This window comes from Bacteroides sp. Marseille-P3684, assembly GCF_900291465.1.
In the GTDB taxonomy this organism is placed as follows: domain Bacteria; phylum Bacteroidota; class Bacteroidia; order Bacteroidales; family Bacteroidaceae; genus Phocaeicola_A.
Map to the genome: position 1 here is coordinate 280,785 of NZ_LT985808.1, position 24,352 is coordinate 305,136.

Consider the following 24,352-nt stretch of genomic DNA (forward strand, 5'->3'; position numbering starts at 1 on the left):
ATGAAAAGTTATCCATCAAAGTTTCTCCAGAAAAACATCCAGAAGCAGCATTGCCGTAAAACTTGAACCATATAAGGTTCCCATCTTTTTGCGAAGCTGTTCCTTTGCCCGTTTCTTATAGGCCTTTACTGCATCGACTGTCGTATGCATCTGCTCGGCAATTTCATCAATGTGGTATCCGTCAAGAGAGTAATTTATCACTTTCTTATAATTGTCGGGCAATTCCGAAATGGCCCGATACAGTAACGTATATACTTCCACATCGAGCATCTGATCATAAAAGTCTTCTTCTGACAAAGACTCCAGATAGGTATGATGAGTGTCTTCACTGCGAAGAATATTCAGACAACGATGCTTGACCGAAGTAAACAGATAAGTTCTTATCGCCTCCGGATTCTTGAACTCCTGACGATGATTCCATATCTGCATAAAGATATCCTGTACCACATCTTCTACTTCTTCTTCCTGCACAAAACGGCGTGCAAAGGCGAGCAGGCTGGGACTGTATTCATAGAAAAGAGTCTTGAATGCAGTCTCATCCCCTTGCTGGAAACGGAAAAAGGTTTCGTTTGTCATCTTTGTCTTTATTGGAGTAAGGCTTCTCTTCTTCCGTTTTACGAAAAGAAGAGAGCCGTATTTTTTGGTTCATCCGACATTTCGCGTGATAGTTTATTAAAGAAGAAAAACCGCTGAACAAATTGTATATTTGAATAAGCACAAACAAATGTACAGTAATGAACAGCAGTTTTCTATATCATGCTTGGGGGTTATATAACCANTGGTTCATCCGACATTTCGCGTGATAGTTTATTAAAGAAGAAAAACCGCTGAACAAATTGTATATTTGAATAAGCACAAACAAATGTACAGTAATGAACAGCAGTTTTCTATATCATGCTTGGGGGTTATATAACCACAAATGCACTCGTGAGGAATACAAAGGTAATACAATTATCTTACATATTGAAGCAAAAGAGCGGAAGAAAGAATGTCCTAAGTGCGGGCATCGCCAATTGGTCAAGAACGGTTTTCGAGTTCGTGACTTTATAGGACTCCCGATAGGCGGCAAAAAGGTGATAATCCGCATGAAAGTCCAACGCTATAAGTGCAAGAATCAGGATTGTGATTATGACCGTCAGGAGAGCATACCCTTTGCCACGGGTAGTTGCGGTTACACCCATCGTTTCGCAAAATATGTAGTCGACCTGTTAAGGAGCATGACCTTGAAAGACGCAGCCAATCTCCTGGGCGTATCCTGGGATACCGTCAAGGATATCCATACGCGTCATCTTGAATACCATTACGCGCCTCCCTCCCTTGAAGGAGTGGACAGCATTGGCATAGATGAATTTGCGGTCAGGAAAGGACATGTGTACAAGACAATCGTGGTTGACCTAAAGAGTGGCCGTATTCTCTATGTCGGTAACGGCAAAGGAGCAGACGCCCTGGATGGCTTTTGGAAACGGATCAGAAGAAAAGGCGTTGGCATCAAGTATATTGCAACAGATCTCTCCGCCGCCTTCATCTCCTCTGTATATGAGAATTGCCCGAATGCGGTGCACGTGTTTGACCATTTCCATGTGGTAAAGCTTATGAACGAGAAACTGGATGAAATACGTAGGGTGCAATACCACATGGAAAAAGACATCAACAAACGCAAGGTGTTGAAAGGTACGCGATACCTGTTACTGAGTAATGGGGCGGATATCTTCGACAAGGAGTATAAGACACGGCTTGACAACGCGCTGGATATGAACAAGCCCCTGTCGCAGGCATACTACCTGAAAGAACAGCTCAGGGAAATCTGGATGCAGGTCAATAAGGACGATGCCGAAAGGGGCATGACGGATTGGGTAAAGCAAGCCCGGGAGAGCAAAGTGCCGCAATTGGTGAAGATGGCAACTACGGTAACGGCACACAGGACAGGCATACTCGCATGGTATGACTGCCATATATCAACCGGAAAGGTAGAAGGCATCAACAACAAGATAAAGGTCATGAAGAGAACGGCATATGGATTTAGGGATGAACGATACTTTGAATTGAGGCTATATGCACTGCATGATTGCCGCATCACGCGAAATGTCGGATGAACCCAATTTATGCCGCCAATAAGGAAATGCTGCGGATGTACTGGGACATTGGCAGGATGCTACAGCAAAGTCAATACACTGACGGTTGGGGCAAGAAGACTTTTCAGCGGCTGGCGGTGGATTTGAAGAACGACTACTCTGAGATCAAAGGATTTACTGTACGTAATATGCAATATATGGTAAGTTCTTCAATGAGTACAATCAAGAACTGGTGATGGTAAAAGGTGCCATGTCATCAATTACGCAATCAACGATTGCGCAATCGGACAAAGACTCGATACCAATTACGAAATCAGTAATTTCGCAATTTAACGGATTTCAAGTATTCGGCATTGATGTACCGATGATGCAAAATTCTTCCAAAAAGAGAGTATGCAGTTTTCTGTTATGCCCATTTTAAATGCCCGAGACCCTTAAACCCAAATCAAACCCCATTTACCATTTTGTCAAAACGTCAAACGAACCCCCTCAAAAAGGCCCGCTTTCGCACCAAAATACAAGTTGGTGAGTAAAACGGGTCTTCTCGGGCGATTCGCTAAATACACATTGCAACCCGTCGGACAAAAGTTGCATCAATAAGGAATACATTCAGCCGAAAAAGGAGCAATAAGCTCCACGTCTGCGACATTTCCACCCAATATCACACTTTCAAAACCAGCCTCATCCGGAACAAACTAGAGGTGAACGAATGAAAATTATTGTATCGTTTTGCTAAAACAAGTGTTTCATCCTTCAAAAACAAGTGTTCGGGAAATGAAACAATATTGTTTGACTCGTCAAACACTTGTGTTTGGCACGTGAAACAATATTGTTTGACGAGCAAAACAATATTGTTTCACTGCATAAATATCCGGAATATGCCCTTCTTTGGAATATTCATACGACGACTTCCGTATGAATATTCCTAAAAAAGCCTACTTTATCGTTTTTTCTCAAAAGTCAAGTTAGCTGAAAAGTGCAATTTCACCGAATCCGTCAAGCGGAAACGGGGATTCGGTTGCAATGTGACAGTCCGTCCTGCAACTACACAGGGGCACCACCTCACTCGAAGGGGAAGCGCACACCCCAGTGGGCACGCAGGTCGTCCATGAGGCGCATCACGCGGAGTGTCTCCGAATGGGGCATGTCGGGCGCCTCCAGCCAACCCCGCTGCAGTGCCTCGGCACATGCCTGCACCTCGTATTCGTAGCCGGTAATCTGCTTCGGGCAGTCATAGACTGACTTCACGCGGTATTCGCTGTCGACCACGGTGATGCGCTGGGGGTTGTTGATGTTCTCCACGATGAGGTGTCCCTCCTCGCCCGAGATGATACCCTGACGGTCGGTCTTTGCCATCATCGTGCTGCTGAGCACCGCCATCCGTCCGTCACGGTAGGTCAGCGTGAAGCTCTCCTGGGCATCGACCCCGGTCTTCGTCTTCACACAGGCGGAGTCCACCCGTTCGATGTCCGTGCCGAATGCCATCAGGGCAAAATTGAGGGCATACACACCCAGGTCGAGCAGTGCACCGCCTGCCAATGCCGGGTTGTACATCCGTTCCTTGTGGCTCAACGGATAGCCCAGGTTGGCAGTCAGCATCGTGGGACGGCCGATGACGCCTTCCGCCAGCAGCTCGTTGAGCCGATGCGACAGTGGCATGTAGCGTGTCCAGATGGCTTCGGTGATGAACACGCCCCGTTCACGCGCATAGCCGAGCACCTCTTCAGCCTGCACGGCGTTGGCGGTGAAGGCCTTCTCACACAGCACGGGCTTGCCATGATGCAGGCACATCAGGGCATGGTCGCGGTGGTGCGAATGCGGTGTGGCGACATAGACCAGGTCCACGTCGGGGTCTTCGAGCATCTCCTCGTATGAACCGTACGCGCGGGGGAATCCCCATCGGTCGGCAAACGCACGTGCCGAGTCCAGGCTGCGCGATGCAATGGCGTATCCCTCGGCATCCTTCATTCCTGCCAGTGTCTCCGCCATCTTGGCGGCAATGGCACCGGCTCCAATAATTCCTACTTTCATAATGTATCCATTTGTTTGTCTGACGCACAGACTGTGCGTCCGTTTTATCATACAATCAGGACAGGAGCTCCTGTCCGTTCTCCTAATCAAATGCCACGTACGGGGCGAGGCGCTTCAGGTCGTCCGCCGTGAACTCCTCATAGAGCTCCAGCTGACGGAGGGAGTGCAGGGGCCCGTACTTGTGGCGGAAGTCCGTGATGGCCCTTGCCTGCCGGTAGTTCAAGTACGGATGGCGGCTGAGCTGCGCAGCTTCCGCCCGGTTGATGTGAATCGGCTTTTCCGTCAGCGGACCGACGGTGAACCACCGGCACAGACTGTCGGGCATTCCGCTGATTTCCGTCAGTTGGGACACACGCACGAAGCCGCCCAGACGGTTCCGATAGGCGACGATGCGCGATGCACGGACGCGCCCGATGCCGGGCACCCGTTGCAGCACTGCCGTGTCGGCGGCATTGAGTTCGACAGTCGTCCCTTCGGCAAACTTCGAGGGGCGCACCCACCAGCCGTCCGCCTTCCCGGTGTTCTTCTGACGGACGGACGACGCCTGTTCCTTCTCCGGCAGGGTGATGCGGATGTACGGACGCAGGCGGGCGTAGTCTTCCGCTGTCAGCCCGTAGATGCGTGCAAGGGATTCGGGTGTACGGAACACGCCGCCGCGGGCACGGTACTTCAGGATGTTGCGCACCACGTAGGGAGGCAGTCCGAGACTTGACAACCGGACGGAATCGGCACGGTTGGGGTCAAACGGGACCGGCACGACTGCCGTCCGCCTTCCCCTTCCGGCAGACTGACGGTGCAGACTGTCGGCACGAATGAACGCCTGCCTGATGGCTGCGGTATCCGCATCCGTCACCTCGACAGAGTCAGACCGCGCGGCACGTCGGTAGACCCCGACACTCACCATAAGCACCAGTGCCAGTACCGACAGGACCACGACAAGTCGCTGTTCCCAGTACGAACAGAAAAGGGTATCTTTCCACATACAACGTCACGGTTCAGGTTCAGAACAGCCCCCACTCCTTCAGGAACACGCCGGCAATGGCTATCGGGGCGACATAGCGTACCAGGAAGATGTATGCCCGGAAGAAGCGCACCTTCAGGCTGCCTTCGTTCGACACCTCGGCATAGACCAGCCGACGGTCGAGATACCATCCGGTGAACAGGCAGATGAGCATGCCGCCCAGCGGAAGCATGATTTTGGTGGTCGTGAAGTCAAAGAGGTTGAAAAGGTTCATTCCGGCTATCGTGAAGTCACTCCACACGCCCATCGACAGGGAGCAGGCAGCACCGAGCAAAAGGCAGCCGGCAGTGACGAGCGTGGCAGCCCGCGTCCGCGAGAGATGGAACTCCTCATGCAGGTAGGCAGTCACCACCTCGTGGATGGAGATGGTCGACGTCAGTGCCGCCAGCGCCAGCAGGATGTAGAACATCAGCGAGAAGATGTACGACAGGACCGGCACTCCGGCAAACGCCTGTTGGAACACGTTGGGCAGGGTGATGAAAATCAGCTCGGGCCCTGCATCGGGACTGATGCCCACGGAGAATGCTGCCGGGAAGATGATGATGCCTGCCAGCACCGCCACACAGGTATCGATTACGCCTACGCTGCCTGCCGTCTTCGCCAGGTTGGTGTCGCGACTGAAGTAGGAGGCATACGTGCAGAGGCAGCCCATGCCGAGACTCAGCGAATAGAATGCCTGCCCCATGGCACCCAGCACGACGTCGGAAGTGACCTTGCTGAAGTCGGGACGGAACAGGAAGAGCAACCCCTTCTCCGAACCGGGCAGGCTGACGGAACAGACCGCAAGGACAATCACTAGGATGAAGAGCAGCGGCATCATGAGCTTCGACGAGCGCTCGATGCCCTTCTTCACGCCACGCACGACCACAAAGTGGGTCAGCAACAGGAAACAGGCTGTCCAGATGACTGGGAGCACAGGCTTCTGCAGGAAGGAGGCGAAGGAGGCGCTGAAGTCCGGTGCGGTCTTTCCGGCGAAGCTGTTGGTGCCCGCCTCGACGATGAACTCCAGTGTCCAGCCTGCCACCACGGAGTAGTAGCTCAGGATGAGAAAGCCCGTCAGCACGCCGAGGAATCCCACCCAACGCCAGGGAGTACCCGGTGCAAGGATGCGGTAGGCTCCTGCCGTGTTGGCACGCGAGCGGCGTCCGATGAGGAACTCGGAAATCATGACAGGCATGCCCATGAACAGCACGCAGAGCAGGTAGATGAGGATGAACGCCGCTCCACCATGTTGTCCTGCCTCGTAAGGGAAACGCCAGATGTTGCCCAATCCGACGGCAGAACCGGCAGAGGCGAGGATGACGCCGATGCGGCTTCCGAAGTTTACGCGGTCTGAATTTGTCATCAGAAGAGTTAGTGTTTGTTATTAGTTTCAGGCAAAACTACGCATTTTTGAAGAGATTGTTATAATTTTGTCTCTATAATCAACCAAAAAGATTCGTTTAGCCATGTCCCGACTTATCTTACGCTACACCGTGTCGTGGTTGCTCATCGTGGCAATCCTGCTGGCATGCTTCCTGCCTGTCCCTGAAACTGAAATGGACGACGTCCCCTTCATTGACAAGTGGGTGCACATCCTGATGTATCTCGTGCTCTCGTCGAGCCTGTGGATTGAGTACCTGCGCAGCCACACGCACATCGACTACCCGAAGCTCTGTGTCGGCGCCATCGTCCTGCCCATCGTCCTGAGCGGACTCATCGAACTGGGGCAGGCGTACTGCACGACGACCCGTTCGGGCGACTGGCTGGACTTCCTGGCAAACGTCACCGGTGTCGGATTGGGCGCCCTCCTGGGCTTCACGGTCTACCGGCGCCACTTCCTGAAGAAGGTCCGCTAAATCAAGGGACGAGGGTCCCGCCAACAGACAGTACGTACATTATACATAGGAGGATAAACTTATGAGAAAGAACTTTGGAGCAAAAGCATGGACGTATCCACAACCTGTATTCATCGTGGGCACTTACGATGAAGAGGGACGTCCCGACGCCATGAATGCCGCCTGGGGAGGCATCGACTACGACGACCGCATCAACCTGTGCCTGAGTGAGGGACATAAGACCGTGAAGAACCTGCTTGTCACACGGGCCTTCACCGTGAGCATGGGAACAGCAGACCAGCTGGTGGCATGCGACTACGTGGGCATCATCTCGGGCAACAAAGAGCCGGACAAGTTTGCCAAAGCAGGCTTCCACGCCGTGAAGTCGGAGTTCGTCAATGCCCCGCTCATCGAGGAACTGCCCATGACGGTGGAGTGCGAACTGGTGTCCTACGACCCGCAGACGTGTCACCTCGTCGGACGCATCATCAACGTGTCAGCCGACGAAAGCATCCTCAACGAGAAAGGGAAGATTGACCCTGCCAAGCTGCGCCCCCTCATCTTTGACCCGGTGAACATGGGCTATCTCGTGGCAGGCGAGCGGGTCGGCAATGCATTCAAGGACGGGACGGCACTGAAGCGATGATACCGGTCATTGACAACATGATTACACTGGAGCAGCAGGTACTCCGCGAGGGGTTCCTGCCGTTCTTCCGTTGCGGCATCCCCGGTTTCTCCATCGAGGAGCGGACGGCGCCTGAATATTGGTTTGCTGACGGGGAGGATGGTCCGTGGGAATGGAAAGGCCCCCTCATCCGCGAGGGACACTGCGCCTACGGCAAGTTCTTCCGCAAGAAGGCCGGCTACGTCAGCCTGGAATGGCTGCCCCACCTGATGAACTATCGCCGTACCTGCCGTTATGCCAAGGACGAGGACACCGCTGCCCTCGACGACGTGGTGTTGCAGACCATCGCATCGGAAGGTGGGGTGACGGTCAAGGACCTGCGCCGTCTGTTGGGCTTCGTCCGTGGCAGGGGAAGGAGGCATCCCGATGACCTCGTCGACCGTCAGCCGGAGCTCAAGCTCTCCCTCGACCCGATTCTGACGCGCCTGATGATGGGACTGCACATTGTCATAGCCGACTTCGAATACAACATCGACCGTCACGGCCGTCCCTACGGCTGGGGTGTGGCTCGCTACACGTTGCCCGAAGTGCTCTACGGACGCCTGGATGCCGGATGCACTCCCGAGGAGTCGCATGCCCGGATACTCGCCCATCTGCAACGCCTGCATCCGGAAGTCCCCACCCGAAAGCTGGAAGACTTCATCGGATAGAGGGAAGGTGGAAGCCGTACCGCACCCTGCACCCGCTGGAATACGGGTATAAAAAAAGAGAGCTACATCGCTGTAGTTCTCTTCGTCTCAAAGTGGTGTCACCAGGAATCGAACCGGGGACACAAGGATTTTCAGTCCTTTGCTCTACCAACTGAGCTATGACACCATTGCTTGATTGCGCTGCAAAGATAGGAATAATTCTTGAACTTACAAATTTTTCGCAATTTTCTATCCATTCCTTTGGCAGTTACAAAAAAGTGCGTACCTTTGCAACCGCAAAACGGAAAGTAGCGCAGTTGGTAGCGCACTACGTTCGGGACGTAGGGGTCGGGCGTTCGAGTCGCCTCTTTCCGACAGTGCAAAGAAAAACGGACATTCTTCATGGAGTGTCCGTTTTTCTTTTTATATCCCTCTGTCAGCGTTCCTGCCACGTCGCGTAGGGATGCTTGGACAGGTAGGCATTGTAGTAACGCTCGTCGCCGGTGACCTCACGGCCCAGGTAGGAAGGTGGGGTGAACGGCTCGTCTACATCGTCCAGCTCCACTTCCGCCATCACCAGTCCCTCGTTCTCGCCATGGAACTCATCGATTTCCAGCGTATGCTTCCCGTGCCGCACCAGGTAACGCGTCTTCTCGATACGTCCCGGTTCGCAGAGCGACATCAGGTGGCGGGCATCTTCCAACGGAATCTCACGCTCCCACTCATAACGGCTCAGCCCCGATGCATCGGACGCACCCTTGATGGTCAGGTACCCCCGTCCATCGCGGATACGGACACGCACACAGCGTTCGGGAGCACTGCACAGGTAGCCTTGTGCCACCTCGGAGGAGGCATAGGCGAGGCTGTGGAATGCTCCCGACACCAGAAATTTCCGTTCTATCTCTTGCGGCATAAAGCGTTATCCCAACACGGAATAGGCAATCATGGCGATGACCGCCAAAACAATCAGGCCGATGAATATGCCTTTCACTACGCGGTCGGCTTTCTGCTCTTCGCGGCGTTCACGAGCCGCATGCTTTTGTTGACTTCTCTGACTCATGGTATTTTCGTTTTTAAGTTCTTCTGTTCATTCATTTGCCGGTTCATCCGGACGGATGGGGAGGGGCTATACCTCGGCGTCGCCAAACTCCATCAGGTAGGCTTTGATGAAGCCGTCAATCTTGCCGTCCATCACGCCGTTCACGTCCGACGTCTGATAGTTCGTGCGGTGGTCCTTCACGCGGCGGTCGTCGAAGACGTAGCTTCGTATCTGCGAGCCCCACTCGATCTTCTTCTTCCCCGCCTCTATCTTTGCTTGCTCTGCCATGCGGTGCTTCATCTCCTTCTCGTAAAGGATGGAGCGCAACTGTCGCATGGCGTTTTCCTTGTTCTTGGGTTGGTCGCGCGTCTCGGTGTTCTCGATGAGGATTTCCTCTTCTTCGCCCGTATAGGGGTCTTTATACTGGTAGCGCAGGCGTACACCGGACTCCACCTTGTTGACGTTCTGTCCTCCGGCACCACCGCTCCGGAACGTGTCCCACGAGATGCACGCCGGCTGTATGTCCACTTCGATGGTATCGTCGACCAGCGGAGTGACAAAGACCGATGCGAACGAAGTCATGCGTTTGCCCTGGGCATTGTAGGGTGACACACGCACCAGGCGGTGCACGCCGTTCTCACCCTTCAGGTATCCGTAGGCGTAGGCGCCCTGAATCTCCATCGTCACCGACTTGATGCCCGCCTCGTCGCCTTCCTGCAGGTTGGCAATTGCCACCTTATACTTGTTCGCCTCCGCCCAGCGCATGTACATGCGCATCAGCATCGACGCCCAGTCCTGGCTTTCCGTACCACCGGCACCGGAGTTGATTTTGAGCACACAGTCCATCTGGTCGGCTTCCTGACGCAACATGTTCTTCAGCTCCAGCGCCTCGATGGCTTCGGATGCCTTGGCGTACGCCTCGTCCAGTTCGGCTTCGGTGATGAGTCCGTCCTTGCAGAAGTCGAAGGCGATTTCCACCTCGTCGGCAAGGCTTTTCACCTCTTTATATCCGTCAATCCAGCCTTGCAGTCCCTTGACCTTCTTCATTTGGGCTTCCGCTTTCTTGGCGTCGTCCCAGAATCCGGGAGCTTGGGTGCGCAGCTGTTCTTCCTCCACCTGAATCTGCTTGGCATCAATGTCCAGATAGCGTTTCAGGGCTTCGGTACGTTCCTTGACATCTTTCAGTTGTTCTATGGTTATCATGCTTAGCTACTTATATGGTTCAATGTGCAAAGATAAAGAGAATTTACGAAGTACGCCGCATGCGCGGGGCACAAACCGCGCCGCCTCACTCCTCGTACATCTTCTCTATCTCCGCCGCGTAGTTCCGGTAGATGACCGGACGTTTGATCTTCAGCGTATTCGTCAGTTCTCCCCGCTGCATGCTGAACGGCTCGGGCAGGAGCGTGAAATACTTCACCTGCTCATAGTGTGCCAGTTGCTGCTGCAAGGCGTCGATGCGCTCGCGGTAGAGCGCCATGACCTGCGGATGGCGGAGCAGCTCCTCCATCGTCTGGTAAACGATGCCGCGCCGTGCCGCAAACTCGCGCACCAGGTCGTAGACGGGCACGATGAGTGCCGTGACGTACTTGTGGCGGTCCGCGATGACGGCTACCTGGTCGATGTAACGGTCCACCACGAGGCGGCTCTCGATCGCCTGGGGAGCGATGTACTTGCCGTTGGACGTTTTGAACAGGTCCTTCAGACGGTCGGTCAGGAACAGCTCGCCGTCCTTGAGGTAGCCCACGTCACCCGTGTGGAACCAGCCGTCGGCATCGATGGCCTCACGTGTAAGTTCCTCCTTCCGGTAGTAACCGCGCGTGATGGTCTTGCCGCGCAGGAGTATCTCGTCGTGTTCTCCCAGCTTCACCTCCACGTCGGGCATCACCGCGCCCACCGAGCCGATGGTGTAACGCGGCAGGGGGTCACAGGACACCGTGGCGGTCGACTCCGTCAGTCCGTAGCCTGCCAGCATGGGAATGCCCACCGAGTGAACGAACTCCTCGACCACCGTGGGGATGGCGGCACCGGCTGTGGGGAACAGGTTGCCGTGCTCGATGCCCAGCGTCTTCTTCAGCAGACGGTAGACCGTACGGTCGTAGAGGCGGTAACGCTGACGCAGGAAGAAGGGGGGCTTCTTCTCCACCCGCACATAGTCCAGGTGGTAACGCCGTCCCACCCGCAGGGCGTCGCGGAAAATCATCCGGCTCAGGAAGTTGCTCGAAGCAATCTTCTCCTGCACGCCCGTGTAGACCTTCTCCCAGAAACGCGGGACGGCACACATGGCCGTCGGGCGCACCTCGCGGATGGTCTGCTGGATGTCCGCCGGACGCAGGTTGATGCACACCGTGCAGCCACGGTTGATGCAAAGGTAGGTCCACGCCTTCTCGAAGATGTGGGTCAGGGGGAGGAAGTTCATCACCACGTCCGCGTCCGTCAGTTGGGGCAGACGGATGTCATGGATACGGAACGCCTCCGCGTAGCAGGAGTGGTGGAGCATGACGCCCTTCGGCTCGCCCGTGGTCCCGGACGTATAGAGGATGTTTGCCAGGTCCTCTTCGCTGACGTCGTGCCGGCGGCGTTCCAGCTCGGCAGTGACAGCCGCGTCGGTGCCCAGTGCCAGGAACTCGTTGAAGTAGAGCGACAGCGAGTCCTGCGAATGGCGGATGACCTTGCGGTCGAAGATGACCACACGCTCCAGCGAGGGGCACGATTTAGCTACCTGGCAGGCGACGTCGTACTGGTACTGCTCGCCGACGAACAGGAAGCGTATGCCGGCATCCTGCAGGATGTAGCCCACCTGCTCGGCGGAGCTGGTGGCATAGAGCGGGATGGACACCGCACGCACGCCGAACGCGGCAAAGTCCATGTACAGGCACTCGGGTTTGTTCTGTGAAAAGACGCCGATATTCTCCTGTACCCCCACGCCCAGTTCGAGCAGGGCGCGTGAGGCGACATCGACGATATGGGAGAATTGGTTCCACGTCACGGGAACCCACGTGCCGGTGGCGTAGTCGCGGTAACGTAGCGCCGTCCGGTTAGCATATTTCTTCGCCTGCTCCTGTACGAGCAAGGCCAAATGAGGGTGCGACATGCTTCTTATGGATATTTAGTTTACGGGCTGTCCGGAAAGAGGTTATCCGCCCGGCGGACGGACCGTCTCACACCACCGGGCGCGCGCCTCGTCGGTCGGCCACCCGTCGGCAGGTCCGCCCCACGGATGCTCCGGGGACATTTTTATGGGGGCAAAGGTATGGTTTTTATTCCGAAGTATCGTACTTTTGCACGCACAATCACGAACGACTATGGACAAAGAAGCAATGCTAAGCGAGGCTCTCAACCTGTTGAAAGTGCTCATCAGCACGCCCTCGATGAGCCGCGAAGAAGAAGCGGCAGCCAATGCCCTACAGAACTACATGGAGCGCAGCGGCATCCTCACCAACCGCTCAGGCAACAACGTCTGGTGCGTCAGCCCGCAGTTCAGCCTGGACAAACCCACCCTCTTGCTCAACTCACACATCGATACAGTCAAGCCCGTCAGTGGATGGCAGAAACAGCCCTTCACCCCTACGGAAGTCAACGGGAAGCTCTACGGCCTTGGCAGCAATGACGCCGGGGGAAGCCTCGTCTGCCTCTTCCAGACCTTTTGCAGGCTCACACGGAAGGAGCAGCCCTACAACCTCATCTTCCTCGCCTCCTGTGAGGAGGAGGTCTCGGGCAAGAACGGCATCGAGAGCGTACTCCCCAAGCTGCCACCCATCGCACTGGGCATCGTGGGAGAGCCCACGGAGATGCAGCCAGCCATCGCCGAAAAGGGACTGATGGTCCTCGACGTGACCGCCCACGGAAAGGCGGGTCATGCCGCACGCGAGGAGGGCGACAATGCCATCTACCATGCCCTGACGGACATCGAATGGTTCCGCACGTACCGTTTCGAACGGGTGTCGCCCCTGCTGGGCCCGGTGAAGATGAGCGTCACACAAATCAATGCCGGCACACAGCACAATGTCATCCCCGACCGATGTTCGTTCGTCGTCGACATACGCAGCAACGAGCTGTACACCAACGAAGAACTCTTCAGCCTCATCAGCCAGCACGTCAGCAGCGAGGTCACAGCCCGCTCCTTCCGCCTCAACTCGTCGCACATCGACGCCTCCCACCCGGTGGTCCGCCGCGCCGTGGAACTGGGACGGACGCCCTACGGCTCCCCCACCCTCTCCGACCAGGCACTCATGCCCTTCCCCTCGGTGAAAATCGGTCCGGGGAAATCGTCGCGCTCGCACACTGCCAACGAGTACATCCTCATCCGCGAACTGGAGGAGGCGCTCGACCTCTACTACGAACTCCTCGACGGACTGGTCATCGGCTAAGACCGGACACGGCAACCGGAAACAGGTGATGGGGTCCGGCGGTTGTGTCAATTTGTCAAAATGTCAAACGAATCGCCCGAGAAGGGGCTTCCTTGCACCAAAATACGAGTTGGTGACCACGGAGCGCCTTCTCGGGCGATTTATGTTTTGCACACTGACGGTATTCTCGTCGGTTTCCTTTCCTTCTGTTTCCATTTTCTTCCCATTCGTTCCTTTCCGCCGGTCTTTTCACACGGACGGACGCAATTTCACACTCACGGAATCGTGTCCCTTTGGTCGCTGAAAAGTGGAAACAGGTGCCTGTTTTCGTACGGACGAACGACCACGACGGTGCGGACACGTCGGTACGGTGGTGCGGACGCGTCCGTACGAAGCCAACCACCGGTGCTTTCAACCGTGGAAAGGAAAGCGGCGGATGCCTTTTTCGCGTTAGAAACGATATAATTATGTGAATAGAGGTTTATTCAGGTACGTTTCGACGGACGTATCTTAAAATATTTAACGTGCAATTTTCTAATTGGGACGATTTTGCGAAAACACGCGTTACCTGAAAACGGCAAATCGGGAAAATCTGATGTTAAAAACGGGGAAATGATGTCGTTTGGATAAACCGTTCATAGAGAAAATGTAGGGGCGACCGGTCTGGTCGCCCGGTCCAACATATTCAATTAACAATTGATAATTGACAATGGACAATTATCGCCTTGCAGTCACATCCCCCACGCCGCAAGGTAATTGTCAATTGTCCATTGTCAATTGTCAATTGTGTTATGTCGCCCCTACATTCGCCGCCTGATGGACACGTCCGCGAGAGGCTATTCTACCTTATATATGTTCATGTCGTCCTGGAAATCGTGCAGGAGGTCAAAGAGGTCATGTTCGCCCGCCTTGCGCGCCTTGATGACCATCGTCACTTGGTAGGTCGCGGCGCTCTCGTGGTTGACCTGCTCCATCTGGTAGGAAGCGATGATGAAATCGTGTTCCAGCAGGCGTTCGCGGACGGCATTGACCACCTCACGCTTCGTCGTGGAGAACTCCATGTAGGAGCTGCGCATGCCGATGCTCTTGAACAGATAGCTGAGCAGCTCCAGTCCCATGAGTGTCAGGACCGCAGCCGAAATGCCGAGCCAGTACATCCCCGCTCCGATGGTCATTCCGATGCCCGACGTGACCCATATGCCGGCAGCGGTCGTCAGGCCTCTCACTATCTGCTTCTGGAAGATGATGGTACCGGCTCCGATAAAGCCGATGCCGGTGACGACCTGCGAGGCGATGCGGCTCGGGTCCAGGTTCACACCGGGGTGGTCGACCACCGCCATGAAGCCGTATTGCGACAGAATCATGAGCAGGGCACTGCCCAGCGACACGAGGAAGTGCGTCCGGTAACCCGCCTCCTTGGCACGGTACTCGCGGTCCAGCCCGATGAGCGCACCGAGCACTCCGGCGAGAAACAAACGGAAGATAAATTCAAGAGTCATGTTCATACTGTGGATTAATCAAGTGCTAAAGGTAAACAACACACGTCCGGCCAAACGCCACGGACCGTCGGTCTCACGAGTCAAAAGCCTCTCCCGAAGGATAATTGTCAATCGTCCATTGTCAATTGTCAATTGCCCCGAACCGGATGACCGTTCCGCCATCGCTGCCGGCATGGCGGCGCAGGAGGTCCTGCAGGTAGGCGCCAGCCTCCTCCAGTCCTTCCCGTCCGCTGTAACCGTTGATGATGGCCAGCAGACGGGTGGTGCCGAGGGTCAGCTTGGTGCGTTCGTGGTCGCTCGTCGGTGTGCCGATGCCCCCGAGTGCGTCCCGGTAGACGGGCAGCCCCTCAATGTTGAGCGTGCCGCGCCCGATGCCCTCATAGGGTTCTCCCGGACGGCCGATGCCCAGGGTGAGCGTGTCCCCCTCAATCTTGTCGGCGTCAAATCCCCCGATGGAGTAACCGCTGGCGATGGAGACCACGTTGATAAGGTCGACCAGCGTGTCTATCTGGTAGAGCGGACTGCCCTTGAGGATGCGTCGGCAGAGGGCTTCCGATGACGGACGGTAGCGGCTGGGGTCCTTGCCGCACCGCTTGTATGCCTCGCGCGTCGCCTGGATGGGGCGCATCGACTTGATGGAGTCGGTGGTGTAGCGGGCACGGTAGTCCGCGGTGAAACGTTCGATTTCCTCCCAAAGTGGCTCGCAGTAGGCACTGTTCTGCACCCGGGCGAGCACGGCCAGCCCGCAGAAGTCGGGACAGGCGTTCCTGATTTCGTCAGATAAGAGTATGCGCATGGATGTATCGATATGCTGTTTTGCAAGCAAAATTAGCCATTTTAAGACAGAATCGTAGCATAAAGGCGGTTCTAAATGAACAAGAAGGCAACGAATTTGGCATTCGTCCTGAATTTTTCCCCATGCAAGGGAGACGGAATAGAAAAGATGCACTATTTTTGCAGGGAGTTATATATGACAAGGATAAGCATGAAGACTGACTCGCAGTTCTTGATTGACATAGACCGTATCTTGGAAGCTAAGGCAGGGGCGAAAGCAAAGTATGTACCCCGCTTCGTGGTGTCCTACCTGAAGCGCATCGTCCATCAGGACGAAATCAACGGGTTCCTGCGCAGCGTGGAAGGGAAAGTCGGCGTGGACTTTCTGGAGGAAGGGATGAAGTTCCTCGACACGAAGCTGGACGTGCACGGGCTGGAGAACCTGCCCGACGACGGACGGCTCTGCACGTTCGTGAGCAATCATCCCCTGGGCGGACAGGACGGCGTGGCGCTGGGCTACCTGCTCGGCAAGCATTACGACGGGCGCATCAAATACCTGGTCAACGACCTGCTGATGAACCTCAAGGGCCTTGCCCCCCTCTTCATCCCCATCAACAAGACAGGCTCGCAGGCCAAGGACTTCCCGCTCATGGTGGAAGCCGGCTTCAACTCGGACTGTCATATCATCATGTTCCCTGCCGGGCTTTGCTCCCGTCGGCACAACGGTGTCATCCGGGACCTGGAGTGGAAGAAGACCTTCATCGTGAAGAGCGTGCAACACCAGCGCGACATTGTCCCCATACACTTCGAGGGGCGCAACTCCGACTTCTTCTACAACCTGGCGAACGTATGCAAGGCGTTGGGCATCAAGTTCAACATCGCCATGCTCTATCTCGCCGACGAGATGTTCAAGAACCGCCACAAGACCTTCCGCGTCACCATCGGCAAGCCCATCCCCTGGCAGACATTTGACAAGAGCCGGACACCGACACAGTGGGCGGCGTACGTGAAAGAGTCGGTCTATAAGTTGTAAACCAGCATAAAGCAAATAAAAATCTATGGAAGAAATCATCGCACCGATACCCAAGGAAGTACTGAAGTCGGAGCTGACCGAAGACAAGCGTCTTCGTTTTACGAACAAGAGCAACAACGAAATCTACATAGTGACGTACCAGGACTCGCCGAACGTGCTGCGCGAGATCGGACGTCTGCGCGAAATCGCCTTCCGGGCTGCCGGCGGCGGGACGGGACTGCCCTACGACCTCGACGAGTATGACACGATGGAGAACCCCTACAAGCAGCTCGTCGTGTGGAATCCGGAGGCGGAAGAGATTCTCGGCGGTTACCGTTACCTGCGCGGCACGGACGTACAGTTCGACGAGAACGGACAGCCGAAGCTGGCGACCGCCCACCTGTTCCACTTCTCCGACCGCTTCCTGACGGACTTCCTGCCCACGACCATCGAGCTGGGACGTTCGTTCGTCACCCTCGAATACCAGTCGACCCGCGCAGGCTCGAAGGGGCTGTTCGCCCTCGACAACCTGTGGGACGGCCTGGGAGCACTCACCGTGGTCATGCCCGAGGTGAAGTACTTCTTCGGAAAGATGACCATGTATCCTTCGTACAACCGCTTCGGGCGGGACATGATTCTCTACTTCCTCAACAAGCACTTCGAGGACAAGGACAACCTCATCACACCGTTGAAGCCCCTCCAGCTGGAGACGGACCCGGAGCTGCTGAAGACCATCTTCTGTAAGGAAACGTTCAAGGAGGACTACAAGATACTGAACACCGAGGTGCGCAAGCTGGGCTACAACATTCCCCCGCTGGTGAATGCCTACATGGGGCTGTCGCCGACGATGCGCATGTTCGGCACTGCCATCAACTACGGCTTCGGCGACGTCGAGGAGACCGGCATCCTGATTGCCGTCGACGAGATTCTGGAGGAGAAGCGCATCCGCCACATCGAGTCCTTCGTCAAGCAGCACCCCGAAGCCCTGAAAATCACTTCCGGCGCCAACCGGGTCATCTACGAGTCCAAGCAGTAGGCGCCGGCAGTTCCTGCCCGCCTCACACCGCCGGGAGGCTGTTGCCGTTGATTTTGCGGTAGAGGTCCAGCGCGTAGATGTCCGTCATGCCCGACAGGTAGTCGAGCACCGCCTGGATGCGCCCGTAGAGCGTGGGTGCATGCACGTCGTACTGGTCGGACACGCGGTTGATGAGCAGCTGCGAGTAAGCCTTCTCGGGCGACATGACCGCGTCGATGAGCAGGTCGAGCAGGGTCATGATGACCTTGAAACCGGCAAGCTCGATGTCCACCACGTCCTTCGAACGGTAGATGCTGGCGTATGCCTTGCGCGAACATGCCTCGTACGCCGCGTGCACCTCGGGGCTGATGTGGTCGATGAGGCTTCCCTTGAACGTCCCTGCCAACAGCTCCTCCTCGTGCTCGACAAAGGCACGGGTACACTCCTTCACCAAGACTCCGATGACTGACGAACGCAGGTAGGCGACCTGCTCGTTCACGTCCTGCACCATGCGGCAGACCTCGGCAATGTGCGTCCGCTTCTCCTCACCGAAGAAGCCGAGGAACAGTTGCCGTATCTCCTCCGTACCCACCAGTTTCAACTTGTGGGCATCCTCCATGTCCATCACCTGATAGCAGATGTCGTCCGCCGCTTCCACCAGGTAGACCAGCGGATGGCGCACGTAGCGTAGGGGCGCACCCTCACGGCTCAGGCGCACCATGCCCAGTTCGTCGGCGATGCGTCGGAAGTCGTCTGCCTCACTGACGAAAAAGCCGAACTTGGGCTTATGCAGCGCCAGCGACGAGGCGTAGGGATACTTGACAATCGAAGCCAGGGTCGTGTAGGTCATCACGAAGCCACCCCTGCGGCGCCCGATGAACTGGTGGGTCAGCAGACGGAAAGCATTGGCATTGCCTTCGAAGTGAATCAGGTCCTGCCACTCCTCCTCCGAGAGGTGTTCGCGCAGACGCAGTCCGTTGCCTTCCGAGAAATACGTTCCGATGGCGCGCTCGCCCGAGTGCCCGAAAGGCGGATTGCCCATATCATGCGCCAGGCAGGCCGCCGAGACGATGGCGCCGATTTCCGTCAGGTGGGTGTCAGCCAGCTCGGGATGCAGCGCCAGCAGCTGCTTGGCGGAGTCATTGCCCAGCGAGCGTCCCACACAGGAGACCTCCAGGCTGTGCGTCAGCCGGTTGTGGACGAAGATGCTGCCCGGCAGGGGAAAGACCTGTGTCTTGTTCTGCAAGCGCCGGAACGGAGCTGAGAAAATGAGGCGGTCATAGTCCCGCTGGAACTCCGTGCGGTCGTCCTTCTTGCGGGCATGAAGTTCCTCCAGGCCGAAGCGTTTGTTCGATAAGAGTTGGTTCCAGTTCATAGCGGAGTGTCACGTTAGTACGGATGCAAAGTTACAATACGCTTAAATAATTGAAAATCTTTTCCGCTATGTTTTTCGAATTACGTACTTTCGCAGGACAGAACACGTACTGACAGATTATGAACGTAGAAATCATCAATAAATCCAGACATCCCCTGCCGGCATACGCCACGCCGCTGTCCGCCGGCATGGACCTCCGAGCCAACCTCGACCAGCCCATCGTCCTGAAACCCCTCCAACGCTGCCTCGTCCCCACGGGGCTGTACATCGCCCTGCCCGCAGGCTATGAAGCACAGGTACGTCCCCGCAGCGGGCTTGCCATCAAGAAGGGCATCGGCGTGCTCAACGCTCCCGGCACCATCGACGCCGACTACCGCGGGGAGATTTGCGTCATCCTCGTCAACCTCTCACCGGACGACTTCGTGATCGAGGACGGCGAACGCATCGCCCAGCTCGTCGTGGCACGCCATGAGCAGGTCACCTGGAACGAAGTCGACACGCTCGACGACACCGAACGCGGCGCCGGTGGCTTCGGTCACACCGGCAAGCACTAAAGACCCCCAACCTCCACTCCGACTACCGACAATGAAACGAACCCCCACACTCCTACTCCGACGCCTGGTGCTGTGCTGCGCCTGGCTCAGCCTGCTCGCGCTGGCTGCCTCCTGCGGCTCATCGGCACGCGCCACCCGTCAGCCGGACACCGCCACGGCAACCGTCACCGAGAAAGCCTTGACCGAGGACGAGCAGCGCAAGTTCGAATACTTCCTCATCGAGGCCTCACGGCTCAAGCAGTCCGGCGACTATGACGCTGCCCTGGAGATGTATGAGCACTGCCTCAGCATCGACCCGACGTCCGGCGCCGTCCTCTATGAGATGGCCTACTTCTACACGATGCTCAACCAGGCGGACAAGGCGCAGGACTGCTTCGAGCGCGCCGTCGCCGTCAACCCCGACAACTTCTGGTACAAACAGACGCTGGCGGCGTTCTACCAGCGTGCCGGGCAGCCGGACAAGGCAATCGCCGTCTATGAGTCCATGGCGGCACAGTTCCCCCAACGCAGCGAACCGCTCCTGGCGCTCGTGAGCCTCTACGGCGAGAAGCAGGACAACCCGAACGTCATCCGCACCCTCGACCGCCTGGAGGTCAAGGAGGGAAAGTCCGAGCAGTTCAGCATGGAGAAGTTCCGCATCTACTTGCAGATGGACAGCACCGCACACGCCTTCAACGAGATAGAGAAGCTCGTGAAGGAATATCCGAACGACACACGCTATAAGCTCATACTCGGAGGCGTCTACCTGGACAACGACCGGATGGACGACGCCTACGCCACCTTCCGCGGCGTACTGGACGAAGAGCCGGACAACCCTCAGGCTCAGCTCGCCGTAGCAAGCTACTACCAGCGTCAGGGCAACGACTCGCTCTACAACGCCTGCCTCGACCGAGCCCTGCTCAACGAGAAGCTCGACACGCCCACCCGGCTCGACATCATGCGCCAGCTCATCATCGACAGCGAACAGACGGGCAACGGCGACACGACCCGCATCATGGACATGTTCCGACGCATCCTCCCGCTCGAACGTGAGAGCGCGGACCTGAGCATGCTCTGCGCCCAGTACATGATTACGAAGCAAATGCCCGACGACCGCATCAAGCCCGTGCTCTACCACATCCTGGAAATAGAGCCGGACAATACCGTCGCACGCCTCCAGCTGCTGAGCTATGCCGTCAAGAAGGACGACTACAACGACGCCATCGCCATCTGCCGCCCGGCACTGGAGTACAACCCCGAAGTCATCGAGTTCTACTACTACCTCGGGCTCTCCTACTACCAGGTGGACCGCACCGACGAGGCGCTCGCCACCTTCAGCAAAGGCGTCGAGCAGGCCACTGAGAAAAGTGACAAGGAACTCATCTCCAACTTCTACCAGCTCATGGGGGACATCTACCACGAGAAGCAGAACAACCAGCTGGCATACGCCGCCTACGACTCCTCGCTCGTCTACAACCCCGAGAACATCGGCACGCTCAACAACTACGCCTACTACCTCTCCCTCGAAAGGAAAGACCTCGACCGGGCGGAAGAGATGAGCTACAAGACCGTCAAGGCAGAACCGCAGAACGCCACCTACCTGGACACCTACGCCTGGATTCTCTTCGAGAAGGGCCGCTATGCCGAGGCGAAGCTCTACATCGACGATGCCATCAAGAACGAACAGTCGCCCGGAGCTGCCGTCTGGGAACACTGCGGCGACATCTACTACATGACCGGCGATACCGAGAAGGCGCTGGAGTTCTGGCGGAAGGCGCTGGGGATGGAAGACAACGAGTCCAAGACACTGGAACGTAAGATCAAACTGAAGAAATACATAGCCGAATGAAAGCGTGGAAACAGATTACCCTGTGCTGCCTTGTCGCAGCTGCCGGACTGCTCACCGGATGTAAGTCGTCCCGTGGTGTGACGGGCAAAAGTCCGTCCGCAGGAAGCCTCAACCGGACGGAACGCGTGGAGCGGGTCCTCGCACAGGCCCCGCAAACCGAGTGCATCAACGCCAAGATGCGCTTCTCCCTGCAACTGGGGGAGAAGGACTTCTCCATCGGGGGCAACTTCCGCATGAAGAAGGACGACGTCATCCAGCTCTCGCTCGTGGGCTTCGGCATCATCGAGGGCGGGCGCATCGAGTTCACCCGGGACTCCGTTCTGCTGGTCGACCGCCTGCACCATCAGTATATCTCCGTGGCATACAACGATGTTGCCTTCCTGCGGGAATCCCAAGTGGACTTTTACACACTCCAGGCACTCTTCTGGAACGAACTCATCCTGCCGGGACTGCAGCACGTCACCCCTGCCGAGGCACGCCACTTTGACATCAGCCGGGAGGGCGACAGCGTGGTGCTCACCGGCGACGGGAACCGCAGGCTGGCATACCGCTTCTTCACCTCCCTCGTGACGGGACTGCTGGAGCGCACCGAGATCAGCTCACGCTCCGACTACCGCCTGGACTGGACCTACGGCGACTTCGTGGACCTGGGAGGAGCGAAGTATCCTGCCCAGATGCGCATCGAGCTTTTCGGACTGCGCACGTCGGCAGTGATGACGCTCTCGCTCAACCGCATCGGCACCGACAGCGGATGGGCGACACGGACACAGGTGTCGAAACGCTACGAACGGGTCGACCCTGCCAAGCTCATCGACCGGCTGATGAAGATGTAAGCCTCCGTCCGCGGTGGACTCCCGACCGACGGACCGATGGAACCGCTTCCGCCTGACACCCCTTTCATCTCAAAGCACATATAACCTGCCCTATGAACAGACTGTGGATTTGCCTGATAGCCTTATGCCTGACCCTTCCCCTTGCGGCACAGACCAACCGGAAGATTCAGGAGTTGCAGGAACGCCGTGGCGCCCTGCAGAAGGAAATTGCCGCATCGGAACAAATGCTGCTCTCCACGCAGAAGGACGTGCGCAGCCAGCTCAACGACCTCAAGGTGCTGGGCGGGCAGATAGACATGCGCCGCAAACTCATCGCCTCCATCGTCGACGATATGAAAGCGCTCGACAGCGAGTTGGTCACCCTCCGCGGACAGCTGGGCTACCTGCAACGCCAGCTGGACGACCGACGGGAGAAGTACGCCACGTCCGTGAAATATCGCCACAAGAACCGCAGCATGGAGGAGAAGCTCATGTTCATCTTCTCCGCCGAGGAGCTGTCGCAAATCTACCGACGCCTGCGCTACGTCCGCGAGTACGGGGACTTCCAGCGCCGGCAAGCCGAGGAAATCGTCCGCAAGCAACAGGAGATACAGGCGAAGCAGGCGGAGCTGACCCAGGTGCGCAACGAGAAGAGCAACCTGCTGGGCTTGCAGTCCGCTGAACAGGACAAGCTGGAGAAACAGGAGCAGGCACAGCGCACCCTCGTGGCAAGCCTGCAGAAGAAGCAGAAGGGACTGCAAAACGAACTGGCGCAGAAGCGCCGCCAGGCGGAACGGCTGAACGCACAGATTGACCGCCTCATCGAGGCAGAGATTGCCGCCGCCAAGAAGCGTGCCGAGGAGGAGGCACGCCGACGGGCTGCCGCCGCAAAGAAACGTCCGTCCTCCTCCACCGGGACGACGAAGGAGACCTCGAAAGCCGCTCCCATGGAAGCCTACAAGACCGACAGCGGCGACCGCCGCCTCTCTGCCACCTTCGAACGCAACAAGGGCATCCTGCCCGTCCCCATCACCGGGGGCTACCTCGTCGTGGAACATTACGGAAGGCAGAACCTGCCCGGGCTCACCCACGTGACGCTCGACAACAAGGGCATCGACATCAAGGGCCGTCCGGGGGCACAGGCGCGTGCCATCTTCGACGGGGAGGTGTCGGCGGTGTTCCAGTACAACGGTATGACGAACGTACTGGTGCGCCACGGGAGCTACATCTCCGTCTACTGCAACCTCAAGTCGACTCACGTCAGACGCGGACAGCAGGTGAAGACCCGCGACACGCTGGGCGAAGTGGCTGCCGACCCGTCAGGCAACCTGGTCCTGCACTTCCAACTCCGCAAGGAGACGGCACGACTCAACCCGGAGGCGTGGCTGAAGCTATAGGCTCCACCGGAACTGTGCCCCATCATCCAGAAAAGGTCCACACGTCAAACAAACATTACAAATTTACAGTTCGAAAAGAACCGCTCCATTCCTCGCTTCGTACGGACCTGTCCGCAGCGTCGTACGGACGCGTCCGTACGAGCGTAGTGACCCATCCGTACGAGCGTACGGACGCGTCCGTATGAAGTTAAAAAAGCTTTCATAAAATCATACCTGTAAATCAACACCTTACGACGACTCTGTCCGAACGGACGGATGAGGGGAAAAGGAGTTTTCCGTCCGTTCGTCCGTTTTGAAAAAATCCAACAAGATGAAGGGACGGCACATGCCTTCCGCCCGTCCGTCTGCCCCTGCATGCACTCGCTGACGGGACGGGCACACACACCGCAGCGCCCTTGCCGCGCGCCGTTCGTCCGGCGTCCGTCGAAAACGGCGGACGGACG

At 56.8% G+C, this 24,352-nt stretch carries 23 protein-coding genes, 2 tRNA genes and 1 pseudogene; 14 read left to right on the forward strand and 12 right to left on the reverse strand.

All coding sequences use genetic code 11. The features are described from left to right. Positions 1-15: 15 nt before the first annotated feature. The gene (locus C8275_RS01170) at positions 16-576 is read right to left on the reverse strand and encodes an RNA polymerase sigma factor (RefSeq protein ID WP_106483756.1); all 561 of its coding nucleotides are present in this window, start codon (positions 574-576) and stop codon (positions 16-18) included. Between the two features lie 296 nt (positions 577-872). On the opposite strand from C8275_RS01170, the gene C8275_RS01175 reads away from it, so the two are divergent. Beyond that, positions 873-2,093: an ISL3 family transposase gene (locus tag C8275_RS01175; RefSeq protein WP_106483757.1), complete on the forward strand. Its 1,221-nt coding sequence runs from the start codon at positions 873-875 to the stop codon at positions 2,091-2,093. After that, positions 2,090-2,355 (forward strand): annotated as a pseudogene (locus tag C8275_RS01180) (DUF1016 N-terminal domain-containing protein); the annotation flags it as partial. The gene C8275_RS01175 and the pseudogene C8275_RS01180, both read left to right, overlap by 4 nt. 779 nt (positions 2,356-3,134) lie before the next feature. Here C8275_RS01180 and C8275_RS01185 read toward each other — a convergent pair. The 3 genes from C8275_RS01185 to C8275_RS01195 form a co-directional block, all read right to left on the reverse strand. After that, positions 3,135-4,103, reverse strand: coding sequence for a Gfo/Idh/MocA family protein (locus C8275_RS01185; RefSeq protein ID WP_106483758.1), 969 nt, complete (start codon positions 4,101-4,103; stop codon positions 3,135-3,137). 82 nt (positions 4,104-4,185) lie between these two features. Continuing rightward, complete coding sequence (locus tag C8275_RS01190; RefSeq protein WP_106483759.1) at positions 4,186-5,085, reverse strand: helix-hairpin-helix domain-containing protein; 900 nt, start codon at positions 5,083-5,085, stop codon at positions 4,186-4,188. 19 nt (positions 5,086-5,104) lie between these two features. Further along, positions 5,105-6,469, reverse strand: a complete 1,365-nt coding sequence (locus C8275_RS01195) for a sodium-dependent transporter (protein ID WP_106483760.1) — start codon at positions 6,467-6,469, stop codon at positions 5,105-5,107. Positions 6,470-6,572: 103 nt separating this feature from the next. Between C8275_RS01195 and C8275_RS01200 the strand changes: the two genes are divergently transcribed. The 3 genes from C8275_RS01200 to C8275_RS01210 all read left to right on the forward strand — a co-directional run bounded on the left by C8275_RS01200 (position 6,573) and on the right by C8275_RS01210 (position 8,276). Beyond that, the gene (locus C8275_RS01200) at positions 6,573-6,962 is read left to right on the forward strand and encodes a VanZ family protein (RefSeq protein ID WP_106483761.1); all 390 of its coding nucleotides are present in this window, start codon (positions 6,573-6,575) and stop codon (positions 6,960-6,962) included. A 61-nt stretch (positions 6,963-7,023) separates the two neighbouring features. Further along, positions 7,024-7,587, forward strand: a complete 564-nt coding sequence (locus C8275_RS01205) for a flavin reductase family protein (protein WP_106483762.1) — start codon at positions 7,024-7,026, stop codon at positions 7,585-7,587. A gap of 17 nt (positions 7,588-7,604) precedes the next feature. Continuing rightward, a complete protein-coding gene (locus C8275_RS01210) occupies positions 7,605-8,276 on the forward strand; it encodes a hypothetical protein (RefSeq protein WP_234395678.1) in 672 nt (223 codons plus the stop codon). 93 nt (positions 8,277-8,369) lie between these two features. Here the strand turns inward: C8275_RS01210 and C8275_RS01215 are convergent. Further along, positions 8,370-8,442: transfer RNA gene (locus tag C8275_RS01215), tRNA-Phe, on the reverse strand. 115 nt (positions 8,443-8,557) lie between these two features. Here C8275_RS01215 and C8275_RS01220 point away from each other — a divergent pair. Continuing rightward, a tRNA-Pro gene (locus tag C8275_RS01220) sits at positions 8,558-8,630 on the forward strand. 61 nt (positions 8,631-8,691) lie between these two features. Here the strand turns inward: C8275_RS01220 and C8275_RS01225 are convergent. From C8275_RS01225 to C8275_RS01235, 4 genes are all read right to left on the reverse strand, one after another. Next, on the reverse strand, positions 8,692-9,168 hold the full coding sequence (locus tag C8275_RS01225; protein WP_022385890.1) for a CYTH domain-containing protein: 477 nt from the start codon (positions 9,166-9,168) through the stop codon (positions 8,692-8,694). Between the two features lie 6 nt (positions 9,169-9,174). Next, entirely contained in the window at positions 9,175-9,315 is a 141-nt protein-coding gene (locus C8275_RS14695; protein ID WP_022385891.1) for a hypothetical protein, read from the reverse strand. Between the two features lie 66 nt (positions 9,316-9,381). Beyond that, the gene (prfB, locus tag C8275_RS01230) at positions 9,382-10,497 is read right to left on the reverse strand and encodes a peptide chain release factor 2 (protein WP_022385892.1); all 1,116 of its coding nucleotides are present in this window, start codon (positions 10,495-10,497) and stop codon (positions 9,382-9,384) included. A gap of 85 nt (positions 10,498-10,582) precedes the next feature. Further along, positions 10,583-12,388: a long-chain fatty acid--CoA ligase gene (locus tag C8275_RS01235; RefSeq protein WP_106483764.1), complete on the reverse strand. Its 1,806-nt coding sequence runs from the start codon at positions 12,386-12,388 to the stop codon at positions 10,583-10,585. A 211-nt stretch (positions 12,389-12,599) separates the two neighbouring features. Here C8275_RS01235 and C8275_RS01240 point away from each other — a divergent pair, with 211 nt between their 5' ends. Further along, positions 12,600-13,664: a M20 family metallo-hydrolase gene (locus tag C8275_RS01240; protein WP_106483765.1), complete on the forward strand. Its 1,065-nt coding sequence runs from the start codon at positions 12,600-12,602 to the stop codon at positions 13,662-13,664. 815 nt (positions 13,665-14,479) lie between these two features. On the opposite strand, the gene C8275_RS01245 is transcribed toward C8275_RS01240, so the two are convergent. Beyond that, positions 14,480-15,148 carry an MgtC/SapB family protein gene (locus tag C8275_RS01245; RefSeq protein ID WP_106483766.1) on the reverse strand — a complete coding sequence of 223 codons (669 nt, stop codon included), beginning with the start codon at positions 15,146-15,148 and terminating at the stop codon, positions 14,480-14,482. Positions 15,149-15,263: 115 nt separating this feature from the next. Then, the gene (locus C8275_RS01250; RefSeq protein WP_106483767.1) at positions 15,264-15,938 is read right to left on the reverse strand and encodes a B3/4 domain-containing protein; all 675 of its coding nucleotides are present in this window, start codon (positions 15,936-15,938) and stop codon (positions 15,264-15,266) included. 2 nt (positions 15,939-15,940) lie between these two features. On the opposite strand from C8275_RS01250, the gene C8275_RS01255 reads away from it, so the two are divergent. The 3 genes from C8275_RS01255 to C8275_RS01265 are packed head-to-tail and all read left to right on the forward strand — an operon-like array spanning position 15,941 to position 17,964. Further along, positions 15,941-16,138 carry a hypothetical protein gene (locus tag C8275_RS01255; protein ID WP_106483768.1) on the forward strand — a complete coding sequence of 66 codons (198 nt, stop codon included), beginning with the start codon at positions 15,941-15,943 and terminating at the stop codon, positions 16,136-16,138. Next, complete coding sequence (locus C8275_RS01260) at positions 16,128-16,949, forward strand: 1-acyl-sn-glycerol-3-phosphate acyltransferase (RefSeq protein ID WP_106483769.1); 822 nt, start codon at positions 16,128-16,130, stop codon at positions 16,947-16,949. Before C8275_RS01255 ends, C8275_RS01260 begins: the two co-directional genes overlap by 11 nt. 25 nt (positions 16,950-16,974) lie before the next feature. Continuing rightward, the gene (locus C8275_RS01265; RefSeq protein ID WP_022385898.1) at positions 16,975-17,964 is read left to right on the forward strand and encodes a GNAT family N-acetyltransferase; all 990 of its coding nucleotides are present in this window, start codon (positions 16,975-16,977) and stop codon (positions 17,962-17,964) included. 22 nt (positions 17,965-17,986) lie between these two features. On the opposite strand, the gene C8275_RS01270 is transcribed toward C8275_RS01265, so the two are convergent. Beyond that, positions 17,987-19,318 carry a deoxyguanosinetriphosphate triphosphohydrolase gene (locus C8275_RS01270; protein WP_106483770.1) on the reverse strand — a complete coding sequence of 444 codons (1,332 nt, stop codon included), beginning with the start codon at positions 19,316-19,318 and terminating at the stop codon, positions 17,987-17,989. Positions 19,319-19,437: 119 nt separating this feature from the next. Here C8275_RS01270 and dut point away from each other — a divergent pair, with 119 nt between their 5' ends. The 4 genes from dut (at position 19,438) to C8275_RS01290 (ending at position 23,909) form a co-directional block, all read left to right on the forward strand. Next, complete coding sequence (gene dut, locus C8275_RS01275) at positions 19,438-19,872, forward strand: dUTP diphosphatase (RefSeq protein WP_022383475.1); 435 nt, start codon at positions 19,438-19,440, stop codon at positions 19,870-19,872. Positions 19,873-19,903: 31 nt separating this feature from the next. Continuing rightward, positions 19,904-21,700: a tetratricopeptide repeat protein gene (locus C8275_RS01280; RefSeq protein WP_106483771.1), complete on the forward strand. Its 1,797-nt coding sequence runs from the start codon at positions 19,904-19,906 to the stop codon at positions 21,698-21,700. Beyond that, entirely contained in the window at positions 21,697-22,533 is an 837-nt protein-coding gene (locus tag C8275_RS01285) for a DUF4292 domain-containing protein (RefSeq protein WP_106483772.1), read from the forward strand. The genes C8275_RS01280 and C8275_RS01285 overlap by 4 nt, the downstream gene beginning before the upstream one ends. A 92-nt stretch (positions 22,534-22,625) precedes the next feature. Continuing rightward, entirely contained in the window at positions 22,626-23,909 is a 1,284-nt protein-coding gene (locus tag C8275_RS01290) for a murein hydrolase activator EnvC (protein WP_022383472.1), read from the forward strand. Positions 23,910-24,352: the final 443 nt, after the last annotated feature.

What these genes read in the sequence shown, in the direction of transcription:
- C8275_RS01280 (WP_106483771.1), top strand. Translation starts at nt 19,904, where the DNA reads ATGAAACGAACCCCCACACTCCTACTCCGACGCCTGGTGCTGTGCTGC.
- C8275_RS01245 (WP_106483766.1), bottom strand. Translation starts at nt 15,148, where the DNA reads ATGAACATGACTCTTGAATTTATCTTCCGTTTGTTTCTCGCCGGAGTG.
- C8275_RS01265 (WP_022385898.1), top strand. Translation starts at nt 16,975, where the DNA reads ATGGAAGAAATCATCGCACCGATACCCAAGGAAGTACTGAAGTCGGAG.
- C8275_RS01195 (WP_106483760.1), bottom strand. Translation starts at nt 6,469, where the DNA reads ATGACAAATTCAGACCGCGTAAACTTCGGAAGCCGCATCGGCGTCATC.
- C8275_RS01225 (WP_022385890.1), bottom strand. Translation starts at nt 9,168, where the DNA reads ATGCCGCAAGAGATAGAACGGAAATTTCTGGTGTCGGGAGCATTCCAC.
- C8275_RS01185 (WP_106483758.1), bottom strand. Translation starts at nt 4,103, where the DNA reads ATGAAAGTAGGAATTATTGGAGCCGGTGCCATTGCCGCCAAGATGGCG.
- C8275_RS14695 (WP_022385891.1), bottom strand. Translation starts at nt 9,315, where the DNA reads ATGAGTCAGAGAAGTCAACAAAAGCATGCGGCTCGTGAACGCCGCGAA.
- dut (WP_022383475.1), top strand. Translation starts at nt 19,438, where the DNA reads ATGAACGTAGAAATCATCAATAAATCCAGACATCCCCTGCCGGCATAC.
- C8275_RS01205 (WP_106483762.1), top strand. Translation starts at nt 7,024, where the DNA reads ATGAGAAAGAACTTTGGAGCAAAAGCATGGACGTATCCACAACCTGTA.
- C8275_RS01235 (WP_106483764.1), bottom strand. Translation starts at nt 12,388, where the DNA reads ATGTCGCACCCTCATTTGGCCTTGCTCGTACAGGAGCAGGCGAAGAAA.
- C8275_RS01260 (WP_106483769.1), top strand. Translation starts at nt 16,128, where the DNA reads ATGAAGACTGACTCGCAGTTCTTGATTGACATAGACCGTATCTTGGAA.
- C8275_RS01250 (WP_106483767.1), bottom strand. Translation starts at nt 15,938, where the DNA reads ATGCGCATACTCTTATCTGACGAAATCAGGAACGCCTGTCCCGACTTC.
- C8275_RS01290 (WP_022383472.1), top strand. Translation starts at nt 22,626, where the DNA reads ATGAACAGACTGTGGATTTGCCTGATAGCCTTATGCCTGACCCTTCCC.
- prfB (WP_022385892.1), bottom strand. Translation starts at nt 10,497, where the DNA reads ATGATAACCATAGAACAACTGAAAGATGTCAAGGAACGTACCGAAGCC.
- C8275_RS01175 (WP_106483757.1), top strand. Translation starts at nt 873, where the DNA reads ATGAACAGCAGTTTTCTATATCATGCTTGGGGGTTATATAACCACAAA.
- C8275_RS01270 (WP_106483770.1), bottom strand. Translation starts at nt 19,318, where the DNA reads ATGAACTGGAACCAACTCTTATCGAACAAACGCTTCGGCCTGGAGGAA.
- C8275_RS01285 (WP_106483772.1), top strand. Translation starts at nt 21,697, where the DNA reads ATGAAAGCGTGGAAACAGATTACCCTGTGCTGCCTTGTCGCAGCTGCC.
- C8275_RS01170 (WP_106483756.1), bottom strand. Translation starts at nt 576, where the DNA reads ATGACAAACGAAACCTTTTTCCGTTTCCAGCAAGGGGATGAGACTGCA.
- C8275_RS01210 (WP_234395678.1), top strand. Translation starts at nt 7,605, where the DNA reads ATGATTACACTGGAGCAGCAGGTACTCCGCGAGGGGTTCCTGCCGTTC.
- C8275_RS01190 (WP_106483759.1), bottom strand. Translation starts at nt 5,085, where the DNA reads ATGTGGAAAGATACCCTTTTCTGTTCGTACTGGGAACAGCGACTTGTC.
- C8275_RS01200 (WP_106483761.1), top strand. Translation starts at nt 6,573, where the DNA reads ATGTCCCGACTTATCTTACGCTACACCGTGTCGTGGTTGCTCATCGTG.
- C8275_RS01240 (WP_106483765.1), top strand. Translation starts at nt 12,600, where the DNA reads ATGGACAAAGAAGCAATGCTAAGCGAGGCTCTCAACCTGTTGAAAGTG.
- C8275_RS01255 (WP_106483768.1), top strand. Translation starts at nt 15,941, where the DNA reads ATGTATCGATATGCTGTTTTGCAAGCAAAATTAGCCATTTTAAGACAG.